Here is an 18,258-nt window from a genome sequence, read left to right on the forward strand (position 1 = left end):
CTGCCCGGTTACCCCGCTGTCCGGTTACCCGGCTGCCCGGCCGTTCGGCTGCTCGGCTTCGAGGCGGACCACGACCGACTTCGAGGTCGGGGTGTTGCTGATGTCGGCCGTGGAGTCCAGCGGGACCAGCACGTTGGTCTCGGGGTAGTACGCGGCGGCGCCGCCGCGGGCGACGGGGTAGTGCACCACCCGGAAGTGCGGGGCCCGGCGTTCGACGCCGTCGCTCCACTCGCCGACCAGGTCGACGTACTGCCCGTCGGCCAGGCCGAGTCCGGCGGCGTCGGCCGGGTTGACCAGGACCACCCGGCGCCCGCCGGTGATGCCCCGGTAGCGGTCGTCCAGGCCGTAGACGGTGGTGTTGTACTGGTCGTGCGAGCGCAGGGTCTGGAGCAGCAGCCGGCCCGGCGGGACCTCGGGGGCGGTCAGCGGGTTGACGGTGAAGTTGGCCTTCCCGGTGGCGGTGGGGAAGGTGCGGGTGTCGCGCGGGGCGTGCGGGAGGGCGAAGCCGCCGGGGCGGCGGACCCTGGTGTTGTAGTCGTCGAAGCCGGGGACGACCCGGGCGATCCGCTCGCGGACGCGGTCGTAGTCGAGGGCGAACTCCTCCCAGGGGGTGGGGTCCTGGGGGCCGAGGGCGGCGCGGGCCAGCCGGGCCACGATGGCGACCTCGGAGAGCAGGCCGGGCGCGGGCGGGCGCAGGCCGCCGCGGGAGGCGTGCACCATGCCCATGGAGTCCTCGACGCTGACGAACTGCTGCCCGGCGGCGGTGAGGTCGCGGTCGGTGCGGCCCAGGGTGGGCAGGATCAGGGCGCGGGCGCCGGTGACCAGGTGCGAGCGGTTCAGCTTGGTGGAGACGTGCACGGTCAGCCGGCAGCGGCGCATCGCGGCCTCGGTGGTGCCGGTGTCCGGGCCGGCCGAGACGAAGTTGCCGCCCATCGCGAAGAACACCTTGACCCGGCCGTCGCGCATGGCCCGGATGGTGTCGACGGTGTCGAAGCCGTGGTGGCGCGGGGGCTCGAAGGAGAACTCCTTGCCTAGGGCGTCCAGGAAGGCGGCGGAGGGGCGTTCGAAGATGCCCATGGTGCGGTCGCCCTGGACGTTGCTGTGGCCGCGGACCGGGCAGACGCCGGCCCCGGGGCGGCCCACGTTGCCGCGCAGCAGCAGGAAGTTGACCACCTCGCGGATGGTCGGCACGGAGTGCTTGTGCTGGGTGAGGCCCATCGCCCAGCAGACGACGACCTTCTTCGAGGAGAGCACCAGGCGGTGCAGCTCCTCGACCTGCTCCCAGGGCAGCCCGGTGGCGCGCAGCGTGGCGTCCCGGTCGAGCTCGGCGGCCTCGGCGGCGAACTCCGGGTAGCCGGCGCAGTGTTCGGCGACGAAGGCGTCGTCCACCGCGCCGGGGGTGGTGAGCAGCAGGTGGTTGAGGGCGCGGAACAGGGCGAGGTCGCCGCCGAGCCGGATCTGGAGGAACAGGTCGGTGAGCCTGGTGCCGCCGCCGACCAGGCCGCGCGGGGTCTGCGGGTTCTTGAAGCGCTCCAGCCCGGCCTCGGGCAGCGGGTTGACGCTGACGATCTTCGCCCCGGCCCGCTTGGCGCGCTCCAGGGCGGAGAGCATCCGGGGGTGGTTGGTGCCGGGGTTCTGGCCCGCGACGATGATCAGGTCGGCCTGGTAGAGGTCCTTGAGCGAGACGCTGCCCTTGCCGACGCCGAGCGTCTCGGTGAGCGCCGAACCCGAGGACTCGTGGCACATGTTGGAGCAGTCGGGCAGGTTGTTGGTGCCCAGCCGGCGGGCGAACAGCTGGTACGCGAAGGCGGCCTCGTTGGAGGTGCGGCCGGAGGTGTAGAAGGCGGCCTCGTCCGGCGAGCCGAGCGCGGTCAGCTCCTCGGCGATCAGGGCGAAGGCGTCGTCCCAGCCGATCGGGGCGTAGTGGGCGGCGCCCGCGTCCAGCAGCATCGGGGTGGTGAGCCGGCCCTGCTGGCCGAGCCAGTAGCCGGAGCGCTCGGCGAGTTCGGCGACCGGGTGCTCGGCGAAGAAGGCCGGGGTGATCCGGCGTTCGGTGGCCTCCTCGGCGACGGCCTTGGCGCCGTTCTCGCAGAACTCGGCCAGGTGCGGCTTGTCCGGCTCGGGCCAGGCGCAGCCGGGGCAGTCGAAGCCGCCCGGCTGGTTGACCCGGCGCAGGGTGGCGAGCACCCGCCCCGGCGACATCTGGTCGGCGGCCATCCGCAGGGTGTGCCCGATCGCGGGCAGCCCGGCGGCGGCGTGGGCCGGCGGGGAGGTCTGCGGCGCGTCCTGGGCGGGGTCGCGGTGCGGGGGCTGCTTGGCCATGGCGGGCTCTCCGGAGGGCTCGGGGTGCTTCCGAGCGTATCCGGTGCGGGGGTCCGGCGGCGCGGGCGTGCGGCGGGCGTTCGGCGGGTGCGGGTGCGGGTGCGGGTGCGGGTGCGGGACGGCTGCGGGTGTCCGGTGGCTGCGGGGACGGCTGCGGGCGTCCGGCGGCGCGGGCCTCAGTCCTCCTTCTGGAGTTCGGTGAGCAGGCGGCGGGCGACGGCGTCGTTCTGCCGGAAGGACGGGGCGTCGGTGCGCGGGCGGGCGAAGGCGGCCGGGGCGCGGGTGGTGGTGGGGGCGCCGAGCGCGGTGCGGCGCGGGTGCGGGCCGCCGAGGGCGGGGTCGAGCAGCCGGGACTCGGGGTCGGTGCGGACCAGGCCGGAGCGGTAGGTGTGGCCGTCGGGATCGGCCAGCCGCTCCTCGTCGATCCGGCCCTCGTGCAGGAGCCGGCGCAGCAGCGGGTCGTTGCTGCGGTCGAGGGCGTGCCGGGGGAGGAAGGCGTCGACCAGGGCGGTGCCGTGGACCCGGTGGCCGGGCAGGGCGGGGGAGGAGGCGCGGAAGGTGCCGTGCTGCTCGTCGAGGTCGACCCGCAGGTCGGGGCCGAGGAAGTGCAGCAGCCCGGCGTCGGAGAGGGCGAGCAGCTGCTCCAGGCGGAAGCCGGGCGGGCCGGAGGCGTAGAAGGAGAAGAAGCCGGTCCACCAGCCGTCGAGTTCGGCGGCGGTGGAGCGGGCGGTGAGCGGGTGGGCGGGCAGCAGGTGGACGAGCTGGCCGTACAGCGAGAGCAGGGCGTAGAAGGCGCCGAGGTCGGCGCTGTGCCGCTGGTCGGAGCGGCGGGCCAGGTCGGCGCGCAGGTGGGCGCGCAGGTGCTGCTGGAGTTCGGCGGGGCTGCCGACGCGCAGGCCGGCCAGCGGGCGGTCGAGCCGTTCCAGGTCGAGGCGGTCGGCCGGGTCGGGGACGGCGGCGGCGACCAGGGCGGCGCGTTCGGGGCTGTCCCAGGGGTGGCGGTCGTAGCCGGCCAGGAACTCGGCCCAGGGCAGGGCGGTGCGCCCGGGGTGGCCGTGGAAGAGTTCGTGGTAGTAGCCGAAGCCGATCTCCTTGGCCATGGCGGGCCACAGGTCGCGCCCGAACTCGGCCGGCCCGTCCGGGAGTTCGAGGTCGGGGCCGAAGTAGCGGGGCAGCGGCGGGATCGGGCCGCGGAGCCGGTAGCCGGTCTTGGCGTGGTACGGGACGCCGCGCCGGGAGCCCGCGTACAGCACGGGTTCGCGGCCGGAGGGGTGGTAGCGCAGGCCGCCGCCCGGGCGCGGGGTGAAGCGGCCGCCGCGGCCCTCGGTGAGCAGCGCGACCAGGTCGACGAAGGCCAGGCCGAGGCCGCGGACCACCACCCGCTCGCCGGGGGCGAGGCCGGACAGGTCGGCGTCGGCGGTGAACGCGGGCGGCAGGTAGGTGCGGCCGTGCCGGTCGGCGAAGCCGCGGGCCCCGGCGGTGTCGGGGCCGGGCGCGGAGTCGAGGTGACCGAGCGCGAGCACCACCCGGTCGGCGAGCAGCACGGTGTCGGAGAGGTGGACGCGCTGCGGGCCGTCAGGGTCGCCGGTGATCCGCAGCGCGGTGTCCTGGTGGACGAACAGCCTTACGTTCTCCGGGAGTTCGGCGGCGGCGCGGCGCAGCGTCCAGTCCAGGTAGGCGGACTGGGCGCGCCGGGTCGGGAAGTCGGTGGGCAGCAGGGTGCGCAGTTCGTCGGCGATGTCGGGATCGGCCTCCGGCAGGTACGGCGGGTGGGCGGCCGGGTCGGTGGCCCACTCGGCGAGCGAGGGGCCGGGGCGGACCGGGCCGTCCATGGTGGTGCGCTCGTCGGTGAACATGGTGACGTCCTCCGCCATCGAGTTCATCCGCAGCAGCGGGGACTGGGCGTTGCGCCAGATCCGGCCCCCGCCGGGCGGGTGCGGATCGACCAGGTGGACGTCCAACCGCACGCCGGGGCCCAGTAGTTCGGGTGCGTTGGCGGCGATCCGCTCCAGCAGGCCGGTGCCCCGCGGACCGGCTCCCACGACGACCAGCACGGGCACCGCGCTCACCGCCCGGCCGCGCGGCGCAGGACGGCCCGGGCCCGCTGCCACGGGGTCGGCGGCAGCCCGGCCCGGGTGGCGCCGCGGGCGAAGTGCCGCTCCAGGTAGTACTGGCCGACGGACAGCACGCTGGTCACCGCGATGTACCAGAGGGTGGCCACCATCAGCAGCGGGATCACCTGGTAGGTCTGGTTGTAGACCAGCTGGGTGGAGAACAGCAGGTCGTGGACGGCCAGCACGCTGATGATCGAGGTGCCCTTGAGGGTGCCGATCAGCATGTTCCCGGCGGGCGGCAGGATCGCCCGCATCGCCTGCGGCAGCACGATCCGGCGCAGCACCCGGCCGCGGCCCAGGCCCAGCGAGGCGGCCGCCTCCAGCTGGCCCTGGTCGACCGACAGGACGCCGGAGCGGACCACCTCGGCGGCGAACGCGGCCTCGTGCAGGGTCAGTCCGATCAGGGCGGTGAGCACCGGGCCGAGCAGGTCGACGGTCTTCACCGCGAACAGCTCGCCGCCGAACGGCAGGCTCAGCGACAGCTTCGGGTACAGCGCCCCGATGTTGAACCAGAGCAGCAGCTGGACCAGCAGCGGGGTGGCCCGGAAGATCCAGACGAAGCCCCAACTCAGCGCCTGGAGAACCGGGTTGCCCGACAGCCGGGCCACCGCCAGGGCGGTGCCCAGGGCGAAGCCGAGGGCGGTCACCGCGCCGGTCAGCCAGAGCGTCAGCAGCAGGCCGCGCAGGATCGACGGCGCGGTCAGGTAGCTGCCGACCACCGACCACTCGAAGGCCGCGTTGCCGGCCAGCGAGCGCAGCAGCAGGGCGGCGGCCAGCAGCGCCAGCCCGCCGCTCAGGTACCGCCCGGGGCGGCGGCGGGGCACGATCGGCAGCTCGGCGGGGACGGTCCCGGTGGGGGGCTGGTCGGTCGGGTCCGGCGGCGCGGCGGACCGGGCGCGGGCGGACGGGACGGCGGGCGAGGCCATGAGGGCTCCATCGGGCGGCGGGGCAGGCGGTGTCCGCATGCCGTCACTCACGCGCGCCGCGTCCCTCAACGCGGCTGGGCCTGGCGGCAGTTCGACCGGGCCCGGGCAGTACTCGCTCCACTTCGATCGTACGGGTGTGCGTCCGGAGGCTGTCAAGGACGCGGGTGTGACGCCGGTGTTTCGTCCCGTGCGGAAAGGTTGACGGACCCTCGGCGGCACTGCTCAACTGTTCGACATGAGAGCCGGACAGCCCGCCCTGGTGACGCGCGGCCACATCGACTTCGGTCGGGTGTGGTCCGCGGCGTGTCGCGGCTGACCCGGCAGCGGGCCGCCTGACCGGCCCTCCTCCCCTCCGGGAGTCCTCCCTCGGTCGCCCAGTACCGGTCCGGGAAGCCGTCCGTCCGGACGGACCAACAGGCGCACGCTGCCGCCTCCTCCGCGTTCCCGCTCGCTCCTGAGCCGGCGTCCCGTCACGCGCCGCACGCCCCGTCCGTCCGCCCGCCGCCCGCGTCCGCCCCCGCCCGCCAGGGCGTCCCCCGGCCTGCCCGGACGCGGCTCCCACCCGACCGGAAGAGCCCTGCCATGCCCGTCGAGTTCCTCGGAATCGCCGCCACCGGCGACGGTTCGGAGACCACCGCCCGCACCACCCACGCCTTCGACCGCGACTACACGCTGCGCCTGGCCCGCGCCCACGAGGACCACGGCTGGGACCGGGTGCTGTTCGCCTACGGCGCCGGCTCGCCCGAGCCCGCCGCCGCCGCCGCGTACCTCGCCGCCAAACTCGACAGGCTGCAGATCCTGCTGGCGCACCGCCCGAACGTCTCCTACCCGACCTTCGCGGCCAAGACCTTCGCCACCCTGGACCGGATCAGCGACGGCCGGCTCACCGTGCACTTCATCACCGGCGGCAGCGACCACGAGCAGCAGCGCGAGGGCGACTTCCTGCCCAAGGACCGCCGCTACGACCGCACCCGCGAGTACATCGGCATCGTCAAGAAGGCCTGGACCAGCCGCGAACCCTTCGACCACGCGGGCGAGTTCTACCGCTTCAACGACTTCGTCTCGGACGTCTTCCCGGTCCAGCAGCCCCGGCCGGACGTCTCCTTCGGCGGCTCCTCGCCCGCCGCGTTCGCCGCCGGCGGCGCCGAGGCCGACATCTACGCGCTCTGGGGCGAGCCGCTGGCCCGCACCGCCGAGCAGATCGAGCTGGTCAAGGCCGCCGCCGCGGCCGCCGGGCGCACCGACACCCCGCGCATCCAGGTCGCCTTCCGGCCGATCATCGCGCCCACCGAGGAACTCGCCTGGGAGAAGGCGCACCGCACGGTCGCCGCGATCAAGGCCCGCCGGGAGGGCGGCGAGCTGGTCCGCCGCCGCCTGGCCGGCGGCGCCCGGCCGGAGAACTCCGGCTCCCAGCGGCTGCTGGAGATCGCCGAGGCGGGCGAGCGCTACGACCGCGCGCTGTGGACCCCGACCGCCGCCGCCACCGGCGGCGCGGGCAACTCCAACGCCCTGGTCGGCACGCCCGAGACGGTCGCCCAGGCGCTGCTCGACTACTACGACCTCGGCGTGGACATCCTCTCCGCCCGCGGCTACGACCACGTCGACGACGCGATCGACTTCGGCCGGTACGTCATCCCGATCGTCCGCGAGGAGGTCGCCAAGCGCGACGCCGCCAAGGCGGCCGGGGCCGCGGCGGCATGAGCGAGCTGACCGTGGCGCGGGCCGTGCTCGGCGACCCGCTCACCGCCCCCCTGATCCGCGAACTCACCCACGAGTACGTCACCCGCTACGGCCCCGAGGGCCGGCAGGAGATGGACCGGCACGGCGCCGCGGAGTTCACCCCGCCGGACGGCCTGCTGCTCCTGCTGCTGCGCGACGGCGAACCGGTGGCCGGCGGCGCCTACCGCCGGCACCAGGACGAGGGCACCGCCGAGCTGAAGCGGATGTGGACCTCCGCCGCGCACCGCCGCCAGGGCCTGGGCCGCCGGGTCCTGGCCGAACTGGAGGCCGCCGCCGGGCAGGCCGGCTACCGGCGGATCTTCCTCACCACCGGACCGCGCCAGCCCGAGGCCGAGGCGCTCTACCTGGCGACCGGCTACACCCCGCTGTTCGACCTCCGGGCGCCGCGCCCGGAGCTGAAGCCGCTGCCGTTCGAGAAGCACCTGCAACTCCCGCACGCACGAACCACGTTCGCGCAAGACCTGGCCGCCGCCGCGGCGGCCGGAAAGGCACCCTCCAGATGAAGCGCCACCTCCCCGCCACCGCACTGGCCGCCGTCGCCGTCCTGGCGCTGGCGGGCTGCGGCTCCGACCCGGCGGCCCCCGCGAAGGCCTCGCCGGTCGGCGTCCAGCCGAACCAGGACGCGCTGGCGGGGGTGACGAAGAACGAGGCCATCGCCGCGCTGCTGCCCCCCGAGGTCCGCGCCTCGGGCACCGTCAAGCTCGGCGGCACGGTCGCCGCCCCGCCCGCGGCGTACTACCCGGAAGGCCGGCACGAGCCCGCCGGGGTGGACGTCGACCTGGTCAACGGCGTCGCCAAGGTGCTCGGGATCACCGTGCAGCGCGAGGACGCCGCGTTCGAGAGCATCCTGCCCGCGCTCGGCAGCGGCAAGTACGACGTCGGCACCGGCAACTTCGGCGTCACCGAGGCCCGGCTGAAGACCACCGACTTCGTCACCTACATCGACGACGGCCAGGGCTTCGCGGTGCGCTCCGACAACACCGCGCTGACCGGCGTCACCGACCTGGTCCAGCTCTGCGGCCTGACCGTCGGCACCGGCGCGGGCACCACCTTCGAGGCCACCCTGAACGCCAAGAAGGACGTCTGCGCCCAGGCCGGCAAGAAGCCGTACGAGGTCAAGTCGTTCTCCGACAACGGCGCCGTGATCACCGGCCTCCAGCAGGGCCGGCTGGACGTGGTGATGTCCACCATCAACGGCCTGCGCTACCAGGCCGCCCAGCCCGGATCCAAGACCCGCTTCCTCGGCGAGTACCACCGGCTCGACGTCGGCTTCGCGTTCAAGAAGGGTTCGCCGCTCACCCCGGCCTTCCAGGCCGCCGTCAACGAGCTGATCAAGGACGGCTCGTACCAGAAGATCCTCGCCAAGTGGGGCACCACCGACTCGGCCATCACCGAGTCGAAGATCAACCCGCCCGAGCACTCCTGACCGCGGAGCCCCCGATGACCGCCGTGACCCCCGAAACCCCCCTCGCCGACCGACAACCCGTGGACGAAACCGCCGAGTTGCCGATCGTCCCGCACCGCCGGCCGTGGCGGCTGGTGGCCGGCCTGGCCGCGCTGGTGCTGACCGCCCAGTTCCTGCACGGACTGGCCGTCAACCCCGGCTGGGACTGGCCGACCTTCCGCGCCTTCGTGTTCTCCGACAGCATCCTGCGCGCGGTCGGCGTCACCCTCCAACTCACCCTCTACGGAACGGTCCTGGGCTTCGCGCTGGGCGCGGTGATCGCCGCGCTGCGGCTGTCCGGCAGCCCGATCCTGCGCACCATCGCCTGGACGTACGTCTGGGCGTTCCGCTCGATCCCGCTGATCGTGCAGCTGGTCTTCTGGTTCAACCTGGCCTACCTGTACAAGCGGATCGGCATCGGCATCCCGTTCGGCCCGAGCTTCGTCTCCTTCGGCACCATGGACCTGCTCGGCGCGCTCGGCGCGGCCGTCCTCGGCCTGGCCCTGCACCAGGCCGCGTACGCCGCCGAGATCATCCGCGGCGGCGTGCTCGCGGTGGACGCCGGACAGCTGGAGGCCGCCGCCGCGCTCGGCATCCCGAGGTTCCGGCAGGCCTGGCGGATCGTGCTGCCGCAGGCCATGCGCGGCATCCTGCCGAACGCCGCCAACGAGGTCATCTCGCTGTTCAAGGGCACTTCGATCGTCTACGTGATGGCGATCGGCGAGCTCTTCTACCAGGTGCAGGTGATCTACGGCCGCACCGGCCGGGTGGTGCCGCTGCTGCTGGTCGCCACCGTCTGGTACGTGCTGCTGACCACCGGGCTCTCGCTCGTCCAGTACTGGGTCGAGCGCTACTTCGCCCGCGGCAGCGGACGCGCCGCGCCGCCCACCCCCTGGCAGCGGCTGCGGGCCGCCGCCACCGAGATCAAGGAGAAGCGGGCATGAGCGGCGACGGCGCCACGGCCATGGTCGAAGTACGCGGCGTGCACAAGCGGTTCGGGCGGCTGGAGGTGCTGCGCGGCATCGACCTCGACGTCCGCCCCGGCACCGTCACGGTGGTGCTCGGCCCGTCCGGCTCCGGCAAGTCCACCCTGCTGCGGGCGGTCAACCACCTGGAGAAGCTCGACCGGGGCCACGTCCGGGTGGACGGCGAGCTGATCGGCTACCGGCGGGTCGGCGACAAGCTGCGCGAACTGCCCGAGCGCGAGGTGCTCAAGCAGCGCACCAAGCTCGGCTTCGTGTTCCAGAACTTCAACCTGTTCCCGCACCTGACCGTGCTGGAGAACCTGGTCGAGGCCCCGGTCGGCGCGCTCGGCGTCCCCAGGGCCGAGGCCCGGACCCGGGCCCGCGAACTGCTGGAGCGGGTCGGCCTCGCCGACAAGGCCGACGAGTACCCGCGCCGGCTCTCCGGCGGCCAGCAGCAGCGCGTCGCCATCGCCCGGGCGCTCGCCCTGGAACCCAAGGTGCTGCTGTTCGACGAGCCGACCTCCGCGCTCGACCCCGAGCTGGTCGGCGAGGTCCTCGACGTGATCAAGGACCTGGCCCGCACCGGCACCACCATGATCGTGGTCACCCACGAGATCGGCTTCGCCCGCGAGGTCGCCGACACCGTGGTGTTCATGGACGGCGGTGTGGTGGTCGAACAGGGCCCGCCCGCCCGGGTGCTGGACGACCCGCAGCACGAGCGGACCCGCGCCTTCCTCGCCAAGGTCCTCTGAACCACCTCACGAAACAAAAGGAGTCGCCCCATGTCCGTGACCCGCCGCACCTTCGTCCCGGCCGCCGCCGCCCTCGCCGCCGCCCTGCTGCTCTCCTCCTGCGGCTCCTCCGACAACGCCTCCGCGGACCTCGGCGCCAAGAAGGAGGGCACCGCGCCCAACGGGGTCAAGGTCAACCTGACGCCCGACCAGAACCGGGTCACCACCCCGAAGGTCGACGCGATCGCCGCCCTCGTCCCGGACGAGATCCGCCGAAGAGGCACCCTGAAGGTCGCGGCCAACGTCAGCACCGTCCCGCCGCTGGGCTTCTACGCCACCGACGACAAGACGGTGATCGGCACCGAACCCGACATCGCCTACCTGATCGGCGACGTGCTCGGCCTCAAGGTCGACATCAACCCGGTCTCCTGGGAGAACGTCTTCGTCGGCCTGGACAGCGGCAAGTACGACGCGGGCATCACCAACGTCACCGTCACCGAGGCCCGCAAGGAGAAGTACGACTTCGCCACCTACCGCCTCGACATCCTCGGCTTCGAGGCCAAGAAGGGCGGCAGCTGGAAGGTCAAGGGCCCGGCCGACGTGGCCGGCCGCACCATCGGCGTCGCCTCCGGCACCAACCAGGAGAAGCTGCTGCTCGACTGGAGCGCCCAGGACGTCAAGAACGGCCTCAAGCCGGTGGACGTGAAGTACTACCAGAACGCCTCCGACTACTACCTGGCCCTCGGCTCCGGCCGGATCGACGCCTGGCTCGGCCCCAACCCGGCCAGCGCCTTCCACGCCGCGCAGACCGGCGAGACCGAGGTCATCGGCACCTACTCCGGCGCCGGCGACACCGTCCTCGGCAAGATCGCCGCCACCACCAAGAAGGACAACGGCCTGGTCAAGGCGTTCAACGAGGCCCTCAACGAGGTCATCAAGAACGGCACCTACACCGAGGTCCTCAAGCGCTGGGGCCTGGAGAACGAGGCCGTCCCGACCTCCGAGATCAACCCGCCCGGCCTGCCCAAGACCGACAGCTGACGCCTCCCCGGCACCCCCCGGAGCGCATCCCTCACCACCCGTGCGGGATGCGCTCCAGCACGCCGCCCGCGAACACGTCGTACAGCGGCAGCGACTCCAGGTGCACGTAGCCGATGTGGCAGTCGCAGCTCCCCAACGGGCAGGCGCGCGGCCGCAGTTGCTCCCGGTACGAGTCGTCGTACAGGTTGCCCAGCGGCGGCCGGACGAAGTGGCAGCGGCGCACCGTGCCGTCCCCGTCCACCGACACCACGCTCTCCCCGGTCCGGCACGGCAGCCCCGCGCTGCGGTGCGGGTGGCGGCTGTAGCCGAACAGCGGGTCCAGCTCCGCCCACCCGGCCGCCTCGGCGTCGGTGTACGTCAGCCCGTCGGCCGCGTTCACCCACAGGTAGACATCCGGCGGCAGCGCCGCGCGCAGCCGCCGGGCCGCCGCCAGGTGCTCCGGCTGCCCGACCACGCCGACGCTGAACCGCACGCCCAGCGCGGTGAGTTCGGCGCACTTGGCGAGGAAGCGCTGCTCGCTCACCTGCCCCGGGTGGTACGTCACCCAGAGCGCCAGCTTCGCCCGGTCCGCCTCGGCCAGCCAGCCCGTCCGGCAGCTCGCGTTGGTCTGGATCGCCACCCGCTCCAGGTGCGGCAGCCGGCTCAGCTCCACCATCGCCCGCCGGTACCAGCTGCGCACCAGCCCCTCGCCCCACGGCGTGAACAGCACCGACAGCCGGCCGTGCCGGTACGCCGCCGCCCAGGCCGTGAACCGCTCCAGCGCCGCCCGGTCGGCGCGCAGCAGCTCCGGGGTGTCGCGCCGCTTGGCGAACGGGCAGTACGGGCAGTCGTAGTCGCAGGAGGACAGCGGGCCGCGGTACAGGACGGTCAGTTCGTTCACTTGGCTTCGTACTCCGCCATGCTGGCCCGCACCGCGGCCGAGAACAGCCGCGGCCCCACCGCGTCCGACCAGGCCAGGCCCTCCGGGCTCAGCAGCAGCCGCGCCGGGTCGTCCGCCGCCAGCCAGCCCCGGGCGGCGAACCCGGCCAGCTCGGCCGGGAAGTCCAGCTCCGGGGTGCTGCCGAAGCGCTCCCGGTAGGCCGCCCGGTCGACGCCCTCGCCCTGGAGCAGCGACTGCGCCAGGTGGCGGCGGCGGGTCTCCTCGTCCGTCATCACCCAGCCCAGCTCGGCCCGGGAGAAGTCCGGCGCGGCCACGTAGTCGTCGATGATCCGGCGCACCTCGCGGGCGTCCACCGCGTAGTCGAAGGAGTAGTGCAGCCGCGAGGTGTACGAGCGGGCCCCGCAGCCCAGGCCCACCATGCCGTCGGTCTGGCAGGCGTACTCGCCCGCGCTCGCGCTCGCCGCGCCGGTCCGGCGGAACATCCGCATCGACACCTGCTGGTACCCCTCGGCCAGCAGGTGGTCGCGGCCCGCCCGGTACAGCGCCAGCCGCTGGGCGTCCCAGGCGGGGTCCGCCGCGGTCCCCGCGTGCCGGCCCAGGCCGGTCAGCGGGCGGACGTACAGCGGGTACAGGTACAGCTCCTCCGGCCGCCAGGCCAGCGCCGCGTCCAGGGAGGCGATCCAGCTGGCCGGCGTCTGGCCGTCGATGCCGTAGATCAGGTCGATGTTCAGCACCGGGAACCCGGCGTCCCGCACCCGGCCCAGCGCCGCCTCCACCGCCGCCCGCTTCTGCGGGCGCACCGCCGCCCGCGCCTCGCCGTCCAGGAAGGACTGCACGCCCAGGCTCAGCCGGGTCGTCCCGCGCTCGGCCAGCACCCGCAGCCGGTCGGCCGTCGCGGTGTCCGGCGACGCCTCCACCGACAGCGGGACCGCCCGCAGGTCCGCGCCCGTCCCCGACTCGGCGATGTCGCAGAGCCGTTCCAGCTCGGCCGCGGTCAGGTAGGTCGGCGTCCCGCCGCCGAAGGCAGCCAGCGCGAACCGGGCCTCCGGCGCCAGCGCCTCCCGCACCTGCCGGGCCTGCCGCTCCAGCGCGTCCAGGTAGGCGGTGGTCAGCCCCTCCGGGCTGCCGATCCGGGTGAACAGGTTGCAGAACCCGCACCGCACCTCGCAGAACGGCACGTGCAGGTAGAGCGAGAGCGCGTCCTGCTTCTCGCCCCGCCACAGCTCCGCGAGCCGCGGGCGCTCCGGCAGCGGGCGGTAGGCCGTCTTGTGCGGGTACGCGTAGACGTAACTCTGGTACGGGGACTCGGTGGTGGCCGGGAGAGCGGTCGTGGTCATCGGGGCTCCTGCGGGGTGGCCGGGAGGGTGAAGTGCGCGTAGGGGACGGTCCAGACCACCTCGTGGCCGATCCGGTGGCCGGTGTACCCGTCCTCGCCGTACGCGGTGCCGTGGTCCGAGCAGACGATCGCGAAGCACGGGCGCCGGGCGGTCATCGCCGCGAACAGCCGCCCGACGTGCGCGTCCACGTACTCCAGCGCGGCGGCGTGGGTGGCCCGGCTGTCCCCGTCCGCGCGGGTCGCCCCCGGCAGGTGGAACCAGTTCGGCTGGTGCAGCGCCGAGACGTTGACGAACAGGAACAGCGGCTGCCCGGGCGGCTGCTCGGCCGCCACCCGCTCGGCCACGGCCACCTGCGACTCGAAGGAGGTCGGTGACGGGACGCCCAGCTCCGGCGCCCAGTGGCTCTCCTGGAACAGGCCCGGCAGGACGGAGCCGAGCGGGCCCCGCTTGTTGAAGAACCCCACCCCGCCGACGCAGACCGTCCGGTACCCGGCCCGCGCCAGCCCCGTCGGCAGGTCGGGCGCGTCGAACACCCAGGTGCGCGGCTCGGTGCTCTCCGACCCCGCGAACCGCGCCGCGAACAGCCGCGGGTGCGGCCCGTCCGGCGAGGCGGGCGTCGGCAGGAACCCGGCCAGGATCGCCTGGTGCGCGGCGTACGTGAAACTCCCCGGCGAGTGCCGGCGCTCCCAGCCGGTGGGCGGGAGCACCTTCGCCAGGTGGGGCAGCCGGCCGGCCGCGAGCAGCTCCGCGGCGACGTCGAAGCGCAGCGTGTCGAGGGTGACCAGCAGCAGGTCGTGCGAGCCGACGACCTCGTTCATGTCGGGGATCACCGCGCCTCCAGGATGCGGGGCAGGACGGCGGGCTCCCCTTCGCCCGCCGGAGGGCCGAACGCGTACGCCGGGGAGGCGAGTTGGGCCGCGTAGGTGTCGAGCCCCGGGGCCGGCCCGTCGGGCAGGCCGGGGAGGTTCGGGAGCAGGTCGCCGAAGGCGTTGACCTCGCCGACCAGGGCGCGCCGCCAGCGGGCGTGCGGGAGCAGGTCGACGCCGACCATCGGGGAGCGGGGGAAGCAGCGCGCGGCGGCCTCCGCGGTGGCGAGCAGCTCGGGCCAGCGCTCCCCGGCGGCGGCCCGCACCGCCGCCGGCTCGCCGCGGGCGCCGCCGAGGTGCAGGTTGGTCATCGGGTGCCGGCTGGTGCGGACCACCACGTGGGTGGCCCGGCCGCCGACCACCAGCACCCGCAGGTCCGCCGCCCGGCCGCCCTGCGCGGACTTCGGGACCCACCGCTCGACGTGCAGCCCCTCGGGGGCGAGCCGGTCGACCAGCTCGGCGACCTCCGCCGCGGAGCGGTAGCGGCGCACCGCGAGCGAGTTGTGCAGCCCGTCCGGGGCGAGCTCCACCGAGGTGGTCGCCTGGACCCGGCCGTGCGGGCCGAGCTCCAGGGCCACCACCCCGGAGGCGGACGAGCCGTGCACCGGCTTGAGGAACACCCGGCGCATCCCGGCGTCCGCCAGCCGCTCCCGCAACTCCCGCCAGGAGCCCGGGAGTCCGCCCGGCAGCGCGGGCGGCACCGGCACCCCGGCGGCGGCCAGCCGGGCGTGCGCGCGCCGCTTGTCGAACATCACGGCGATCTCCTCCGGGTCGCCCAGCAGCCGCACCCCGGGCCGCTCGGCCAGGGCGCGCAGCGCCGCGGTGACGCCCGCGTACCAGGCGGGGCCGCCCTCGACCCGGGTCGGGGCGTAGCCCGCGCCGAGCACGGGACCGCGCAGCAGCCGGTCGGCCTCCGGGTCCTCCCCGGGCGAGTCGATCCGGACCACCGCGCCGGGCGGCAGCCCGTACCGGCCGCGCAGCACGGCGGACCAGGGCAGCACGGCGGGCTCCGGCCGGCCGGCGGCGCGGGCCGCGGCGGCGAACAGGGTGGTCCGGCGGTGCCCGGGGGAGCCCAGGACGACCAGCTGGTGCGAGGTCACGTGCGCCGTCCCGCCTACTCGGAGATGGCGACGTAGCGCCAGTTGTCGCCCGGGTCCTCGGCGCCGGAGAGGTCGATCTCGACGCCGGGCAGGGCGTCCCGCAGGCGCTGCTGCACGCCCTCGGTGAGGTAGTGGTGGTGCAGGTCCAGGGTCTTCAGGTGGGTGAGCGGCTGGCCCTCCAGCAGCGCCGCCGCGCCCTCGTCGGTGAACGCGCCCATGGACAGCGACAGGCCGGTCAGCCGGGGCACCACGGGGGCCCGGGCGACCAGCCCGGCGATCTGGTCCTGGAGCACCGAGTCCTGCAGGCCCAGGTACGTCAGCGCGGGCAGCTTGGTGCCGGACAGGAACGGGGCGAGGTCGTCCAGCGTCCAGTCGCCGCCGTAGTTGTCCACGCCGAGCCACAGCTCCAGCCGCTCCAGCGCCGGGAAGTCGCAGGCGCCGACCGCGCGGACGACGCTCGCGGGCAGGCCGCCGGACTCGAAGCGCAGCGCCTTCAGCGCCGCGTGCTCCACCGGCCGGAGGCCGAGCCGCTCGTTGTCCTCGTAGTCCTCGCTCGCGCCGCGCACCACGAGTTCCTCCAGGAGCGGGAACGCCGCGAACACCGGGGTGATGTCGCACATCTGGATCCAGGAGATCTCGCACTCCTCGAAGGTGATGTCGCCCAGGAACAGGCCGCGCAGCGCGGGCAGCCGGTCGGCGGCGGCGAGGATCTGCGGCAGCGCCTTGGAGAGCGGCTCCGGCTCCTCCGGGAACCAGCGGCCGAGCACCAGCGCGGTGACCCGCTCCGGCTCGACGGTCTCCAGGAACTTCTGCCAGAGCTCGTCGAAGCCCTGCTCGTCGTCCCAGTCCAGGGCGATCCGCCAGGCGGTGGCGTCCGCCGCCGGTAGCTTCCCCTCCGCCGCGGCCGCCCGGAAGTCGGTCACCGGGAGGCCGTGGAACTCCTCGGCGTGCTCGTTGATGGTCATGCGCTGCTCCTCGTCGCTGGTCGCTGCTCGTCGTCCGTGGGCTCGGCCGCCGTGCCGGTGGTGCTCGTGCGCGTGATGGCCGAGACCTGTCTACCAGCCGCCCGTGACGTTCACCCGCACGAAGGACCCGGCGGGAGCGGGGTTGTCGGTGGCGCGGCCTAGTTTTCCGGACGTGGCGTTCGGCAGCGGGCCGGACCCGACTACCGGGAGGCCCCGTGTACCGCCAGGGAGACGTACTGATCGTGCCGGTCGCGCAGGGCGCCGTGCCGGCCGCCGTCGCGCACATGGCCCGGCAGCCGAGGGACGCCCGCGGGCGGCTGGTGCTGGCCCTCGGCGAGGTCACCGGGCACGCCCACGCGGTGGTCGGCCCGGGCGAACTCGTCCGCGAGGGCGGCCCGTTCGGCTTCTCCTGGCTGCACCTGCCGGAGGGCGGCCGGGTGGTCCACGAGGAGCACGCCGCGATCGCCCTGCCCGGCGGCTGGTTCCGGGTGGTCCGCCAGCGCGAGTACACGCCGAACGCGGTCCGGGTGGTCGCCGACTGACCCCCCGGGGCCCCCGCCCGCGCGCACCCGCCGCCGCACCTGCCCCACCACCGCACCCGACCCGCCACCCGCACCGCACGAGGACAGGAAACCGATGAGCAGCCAGCTGACGGGCCGACCGGCCGACCTCTCGGTGGCCCACTGGCGGGCCGTCGCCGCCGCGACCGGCCCCGCCGACCGGGCCACCGTCGAGCAGGCCGTCCGGGACGCCTACCGGGCCGCCGGCCTCGCCGAGCCCGCCGAGTTCCGCTGGTGCCCCTCGCCGCGCGCCGCCGTCACCGAACTCCTGGCGCGCCGCGAGGAGTTCGGGGCGAGCGTGCGCGAGCAGGTGCGCACCGCCGCCTGGGAGCGGGCCCGCACCGCCACCCTCGCCGCGCTCGGCCCCGGCGGCTGGGGCGAGCTGTGGGCCACCACCGGCGCCGAACTCGCCGCCACCACCGCGCTGCCCGCCGAACGCGTCCGGGCCGCGCTGCTCGACCACTTCGCCCCCGAGCCCGAGCCGATCGACGACTGGACCGAGGCCCGCAAGCCCGAGAACCGGGCGGCCCGGCTGGCCGCCGCCGAACAGCGCGGCCGGGTCCGGCTGCTCCTGCTGGACGCGGTGGCCGGCCAGCACGACGCCGCCTGGCTCGCCGCCTTCGACACCGCCGGCACCGGGGACCCGGCGCTGGCCGCGCTGGCCGGCATCGCCCGCCAGACCGGCTGGTGGTGGCCGTACGAGCGCACCGTGCTGCTCAGCGAGCGCCCCGTCGCCCTGCACCGCGACGAGGCCGGCCGGCTCGACCGCGCCGACGGCCCCGCCCTCGCCTACGCCGACGGCTTCGCGCTGCACGCCTGGCGCGGCATGCCCGTCCCCGCCGACTTCCTCGACCGGCTGGCCGGCCTCACCCCCGAGCGCGTCCGCGCCGAGGACAACGCCGAGCTGCGCCGCGTCATGCTGGAGCACTTCGGCTACGACCGCTACCTGGCCGAGTCCGGCGCCGAACCGCTGCACCGGGACGAGACCGGCACCCTGTGGCGGATCCAGCTCCCGAACGACGAGCCGGTGGTGATGGTCGAGGTGCTCAACTCCACCCCCGAGCCGGACGGCACCCACCGCACCTACTACCTGCGCGTCCCGCCCGCCACCCGCACCGCGCGGGCCGGCGTCGCCTGGACGTTCGGCGTCGAGGAGGCCGAGTACCGCCCGCAGCGCGAGACCTGACCGGCTGCGGGACCTGACCGGCCACGGGGCCGCCGGGCGCCGTCACGGCTGTGGGCGGGCCGCCGCCGGGGCCGTCGGCGG

16 protein-coding genes are annotated in these 18,258 nt (G+C 74.7%); 8 read left to right on the forward strand and 8 right to left on the reverse strand.

What is annotated here, in order from left to right:
- Window positions 1-24: 24 nt before the first annotated feature.
- The 3 genes from K353_RS15780 to K353_RS15790 form a co-directional block, all read right to left on the reverse strand.
- A complete protein-coding gene (locus K353_RS15780; protein WP_111554222.1) occupies window positions 25-2,322 on the reverse strand; it encodes an FdhF/YdeP family oxidoreductase in 2,298 nt (765 codons plus the stop codon).
- 176 nt (window positions 2,323-2,498) lie between these two features.
- The gene (locus K353_RS15785) at window positions 2,499-4,376 is read right to left on the reverse strand and encodes an FAD/NAD(P)-binding protein (RefSeq protein WP_370447608.1); all 1,878 of its coding nucleotides are present in this window, start codon (window positions 4,374-4,376) and stop codon (window positions 2,499-2,501) included.
- 11 nt (window positions 4,377-4,387) lie between these two features.
- Window positions 4,388-5,362, reverse strand: a complete 975-nt coding sequence (locus K353_RS15790) for an amino acid ABC transporter permease (RefSeq protein WP_111554223.1) — start codon at window positions 5,360-5,362, stop codon at window positions 4,388-4,390.
- Between the two features lie 582 nt (window positions 5,363-5,944).
- On the opposite strand from K353_RS15790, the gene K353_RS15795 reads away from it, so the two are divergent.
- The 6 genes from K353_RS15795 to K353_RS15820 are packed head-to-tail and all read left to right on the forward strand — an operon-like array spanning window position 5,945 to window position 11,283.
- Entirely contained in the window at window positions 5,945-7,063 is a 1,119-nt protein-coding gene (locus tag K353_RS15795; RefSeq protein WP_111554224.1) for an LLM class flavin-dependent oxidoreductase, read from the forward strand.
- Window positions 7,060-7,605 (forward strand): GNAT family N-acetyltransferase, encoded by a 546-nt coding sequence (locus K353_RS15800; protein ID WP_111554225.1) that lies wholly within the window; start codon window positions 7,060-7,062, stop codon window positions 7,603-7,605. Before K353_RS15795 ends, K353_RS15800 begins: the two co-directional genes overlap by 4 nt.
- Entirely contained in the window at window positions 7,602-8,528 is a 927-nt protein-coding gene (locus K353_RS15805; protein ID WP_111554226.1) for an ABC transporter substrate-binding protein, read from the forward strand. The genes K353_RS15800 and K353_RS15805 overlap by 4 nt, the downstream gene beginning before the upstream one ends.
- Before the next feature lie 14 nt (window positions 8,529-8,542).
- Entirely contained in the window at window positions 8,543-9,490 is a 948-nt protein-coding gene (locus tag K353_RS15810) for an amino acid ABC transporter permease (protein WP_111554227.1), read from the forward strand.
- Window positions 9,487-10,263: an amino acid ABC transporter ATP-binding protein gene (locus tag K353_RS15815; RefSeq protein ID WP_111554228.1), complete on the forward strand. Its 777-nt coding sequence runs from the start codon at window positions 9,487-9,489 to the stop codon at window positions 10,261-10,263. Before K353_RS15810 ends, K353_RS15815 begins: the two co-directional genes overlap by 4 nt.
- A 30-nt stretch (window positions 10,264-10,293) precedes the next feature.
- Complete coding sequence (locus tag K353_RS15820; protein WP_111554229.1) at window positions 10,294-11,283, forward strand: ABC transporter substrate-binding protein; 990 nt, start codon at window positions 10,294-10,296, stop codon at window positions 11,281-11,283.
- Between the two features lie 31 nt (window positions 11,284-11,314).
- On the opposite strand, the gene K353_RS15825 is transcribed toward K353_RS15820, so the two are convergent.
- The 5 genes from K353_RS15825 to K353_RS15845 are packed head-to-tail and all read right to left on the reverse strand — an operon-like array spanning window position 11,315 to window position 16,431.
- Window positions 11,315-12,163: an STM4011 family radical SAM protein gene (locus tag K353_RS15825; protein WP_111554230.1), complete on the reverse strand. Its 849-nt coding sequence runs from the start codon at window positions 12,161-12,163 to the stop codon at window positions 11,315-11,317.
- A complete protein-coding gene (locus K353_RS15830) occupies window positions 12,160-13,500 on the reverse strand; it encodes an STM4012 family radical SAM protein (RefSeq protein WP_111554231.1) in 1,341 nt (446 codons plus the stop codon). Before K353_RS15830 ends, K353_RS15825 begins: the two co-directional genes overlap by 4 nt.
- A complete protein-coding gene (locus K353_RS15835) occupies window positions 13,497-14,318 on the reverse strand; it encodes an STM4013/SEN3800 family hydrolase (protein WP_111554297.1) in 822 nt (273 codons plus the stop codon). Before K353_RS15835 ends, K353_RS15830 begins: the two co-directional genes overlap by 4 nt.
- 8 nt (window positions 14,319-14,326) lie before the next feature.
- Window positions 14,327-15,466 (reverse strand): STM4014 family protein, encoded by a 1,140-nt coding sequence (locus K353_RS15840; protein WP_111554232.1) that lies wholly within the window; start codon window positions 15,464-15,466, stop codon window positions 14,327-14,329.
- Between the two features lie 14 nt (window positions 15,467-15,480).
- Window positions 15,481-16,431, reverse strand: a complete 951-nt coding sequence (locus K353_RS15845) for an STM4015 family protein (RefSeq protein ID WP_111554233.1) — start codon at window positions 16,429-16,431, stop codon at window positions 15,481-15,483.
- A 215-nt stretch (window positions 16,432-16,646) separates the two neighbouring features.
- Between K353_RS15845 and K353_RS15850 the strand changes: the two genes are divergently transcribed.
- Window positions 16,647-16,973, forward strand: a complete 327-nt coding sequence (locus K353_RS15850; protein WP_111554234.1) for a hypothetical protein — start codon at window positions 16,647-16,649, stop codon at window positions 16,971-16,973.
- 94 nt (window positions 16,974-17,067) lie between these two features.
- The gene (locus K353_RS15855) at window positions 17,068-18,177 is read left to right on the forward strand and encodes a DUF6745 domain-containing protein (protein ID WP_111554235.1); all 1,110 of its coding nucleotides are present in this window, start codon (window positions 17,068-17,070) and stop codon (window positions 18,175-18,177) included.
- The last annotated feature ends 81 nt before the right edge of the window (window positions 18,178-18,258 follow it).

The organism is Kitasatospora sp. SolWspMP-SS2h, from assembly GCF_003259315.1.
Lineage (GTDB): Bacteria > Actinomycetota > Actinomycetes > Streptomycetales > Streptomycetaceae > Kitasatospora > Kitasatospora fiedleri.

Coding starts and splice junctions, on each gene's coding strand:
- K353_RS15845 (WP_111554233.1), bottom strand. CDS start 16,431: ATGACCATCAACGAGCACGCCGAGGAGTTCCACGGCCTCCCGGTGACC.
- K353_RS15805 (WP_111554226.1), top strand. CDS start 7,602: ATGAAGCGCCACCTCCCCGCCACCGCACTGGCCGCCGTCGCCGTCCTG.
- K353_RS15780 (WP_111554222.1), bottom strand. CDS start 2,322: ATGGCCAAGCAGCCCCCGCACCGCGACCCCGCCCAGGACGCGCCGCAG.
- K353_RS15790 (WP_111554223.1), bottom strand. CDS start 5,362: ATGGCCTCGCCCGCCGTCCCGTCCGCCCGCGCCCGGTCCGCCGCGCCG.
- K353_RS15835 (WP_111554297.1), bottom strand. CDS start 14,318: ATGAACGAGGTCGTCGGCTCGCACGACCTGCTGCTGGTCACCCTCGAC.
- K353_RS15855 (WP_111554235.1), top strand. CDS start 17,068: ATGAGCAGCCAGCTGACGGGCCGACCGGCCGACCTCTCGGTGGCCCAC.
- K353_RS15830 (WP_111554231.1), bottom strand. CDS start 13,500: ATGACCACGACCGCTCTCCCGGCCACCACCGAGTCCCCGTACCAGAGT.
- K353_RS15810 (WP_111554227.1), top strand. CDS start 8,543: ATGACCGCCGTGACCCCCGAAACCCCCCTCGCCGACCGACAACCCGTG.
- K353_RS15800 (WP_111554225.1), top strand. CDS start 7,060: ATGAGCGAGCTGACCGTGGCGCGGGCCGTGCTCGGCGACCCGCTCACC.
- K353_RS15815 (WP_111554228.1), top strand. CDS start 9,487: ATGAGCGGCGACGGCGCCACGGCCATGGTCGAAGTACGCGGCGTGCAC.
- K353_RS15820 (WP_111554229.1), top strand. CDS start 10,294: ATGTCCGTGACCCGCCGCACCTTCGTCCCGGCCGCCGCCGCCCTCGCC.
- K353_RS15795 (WP_111554224.1), top strand. CDS start 5,945: ATGCCCGTCGAGTTCCTCGGAATCGCCGCCACCGGCGACGGTTCGGAG.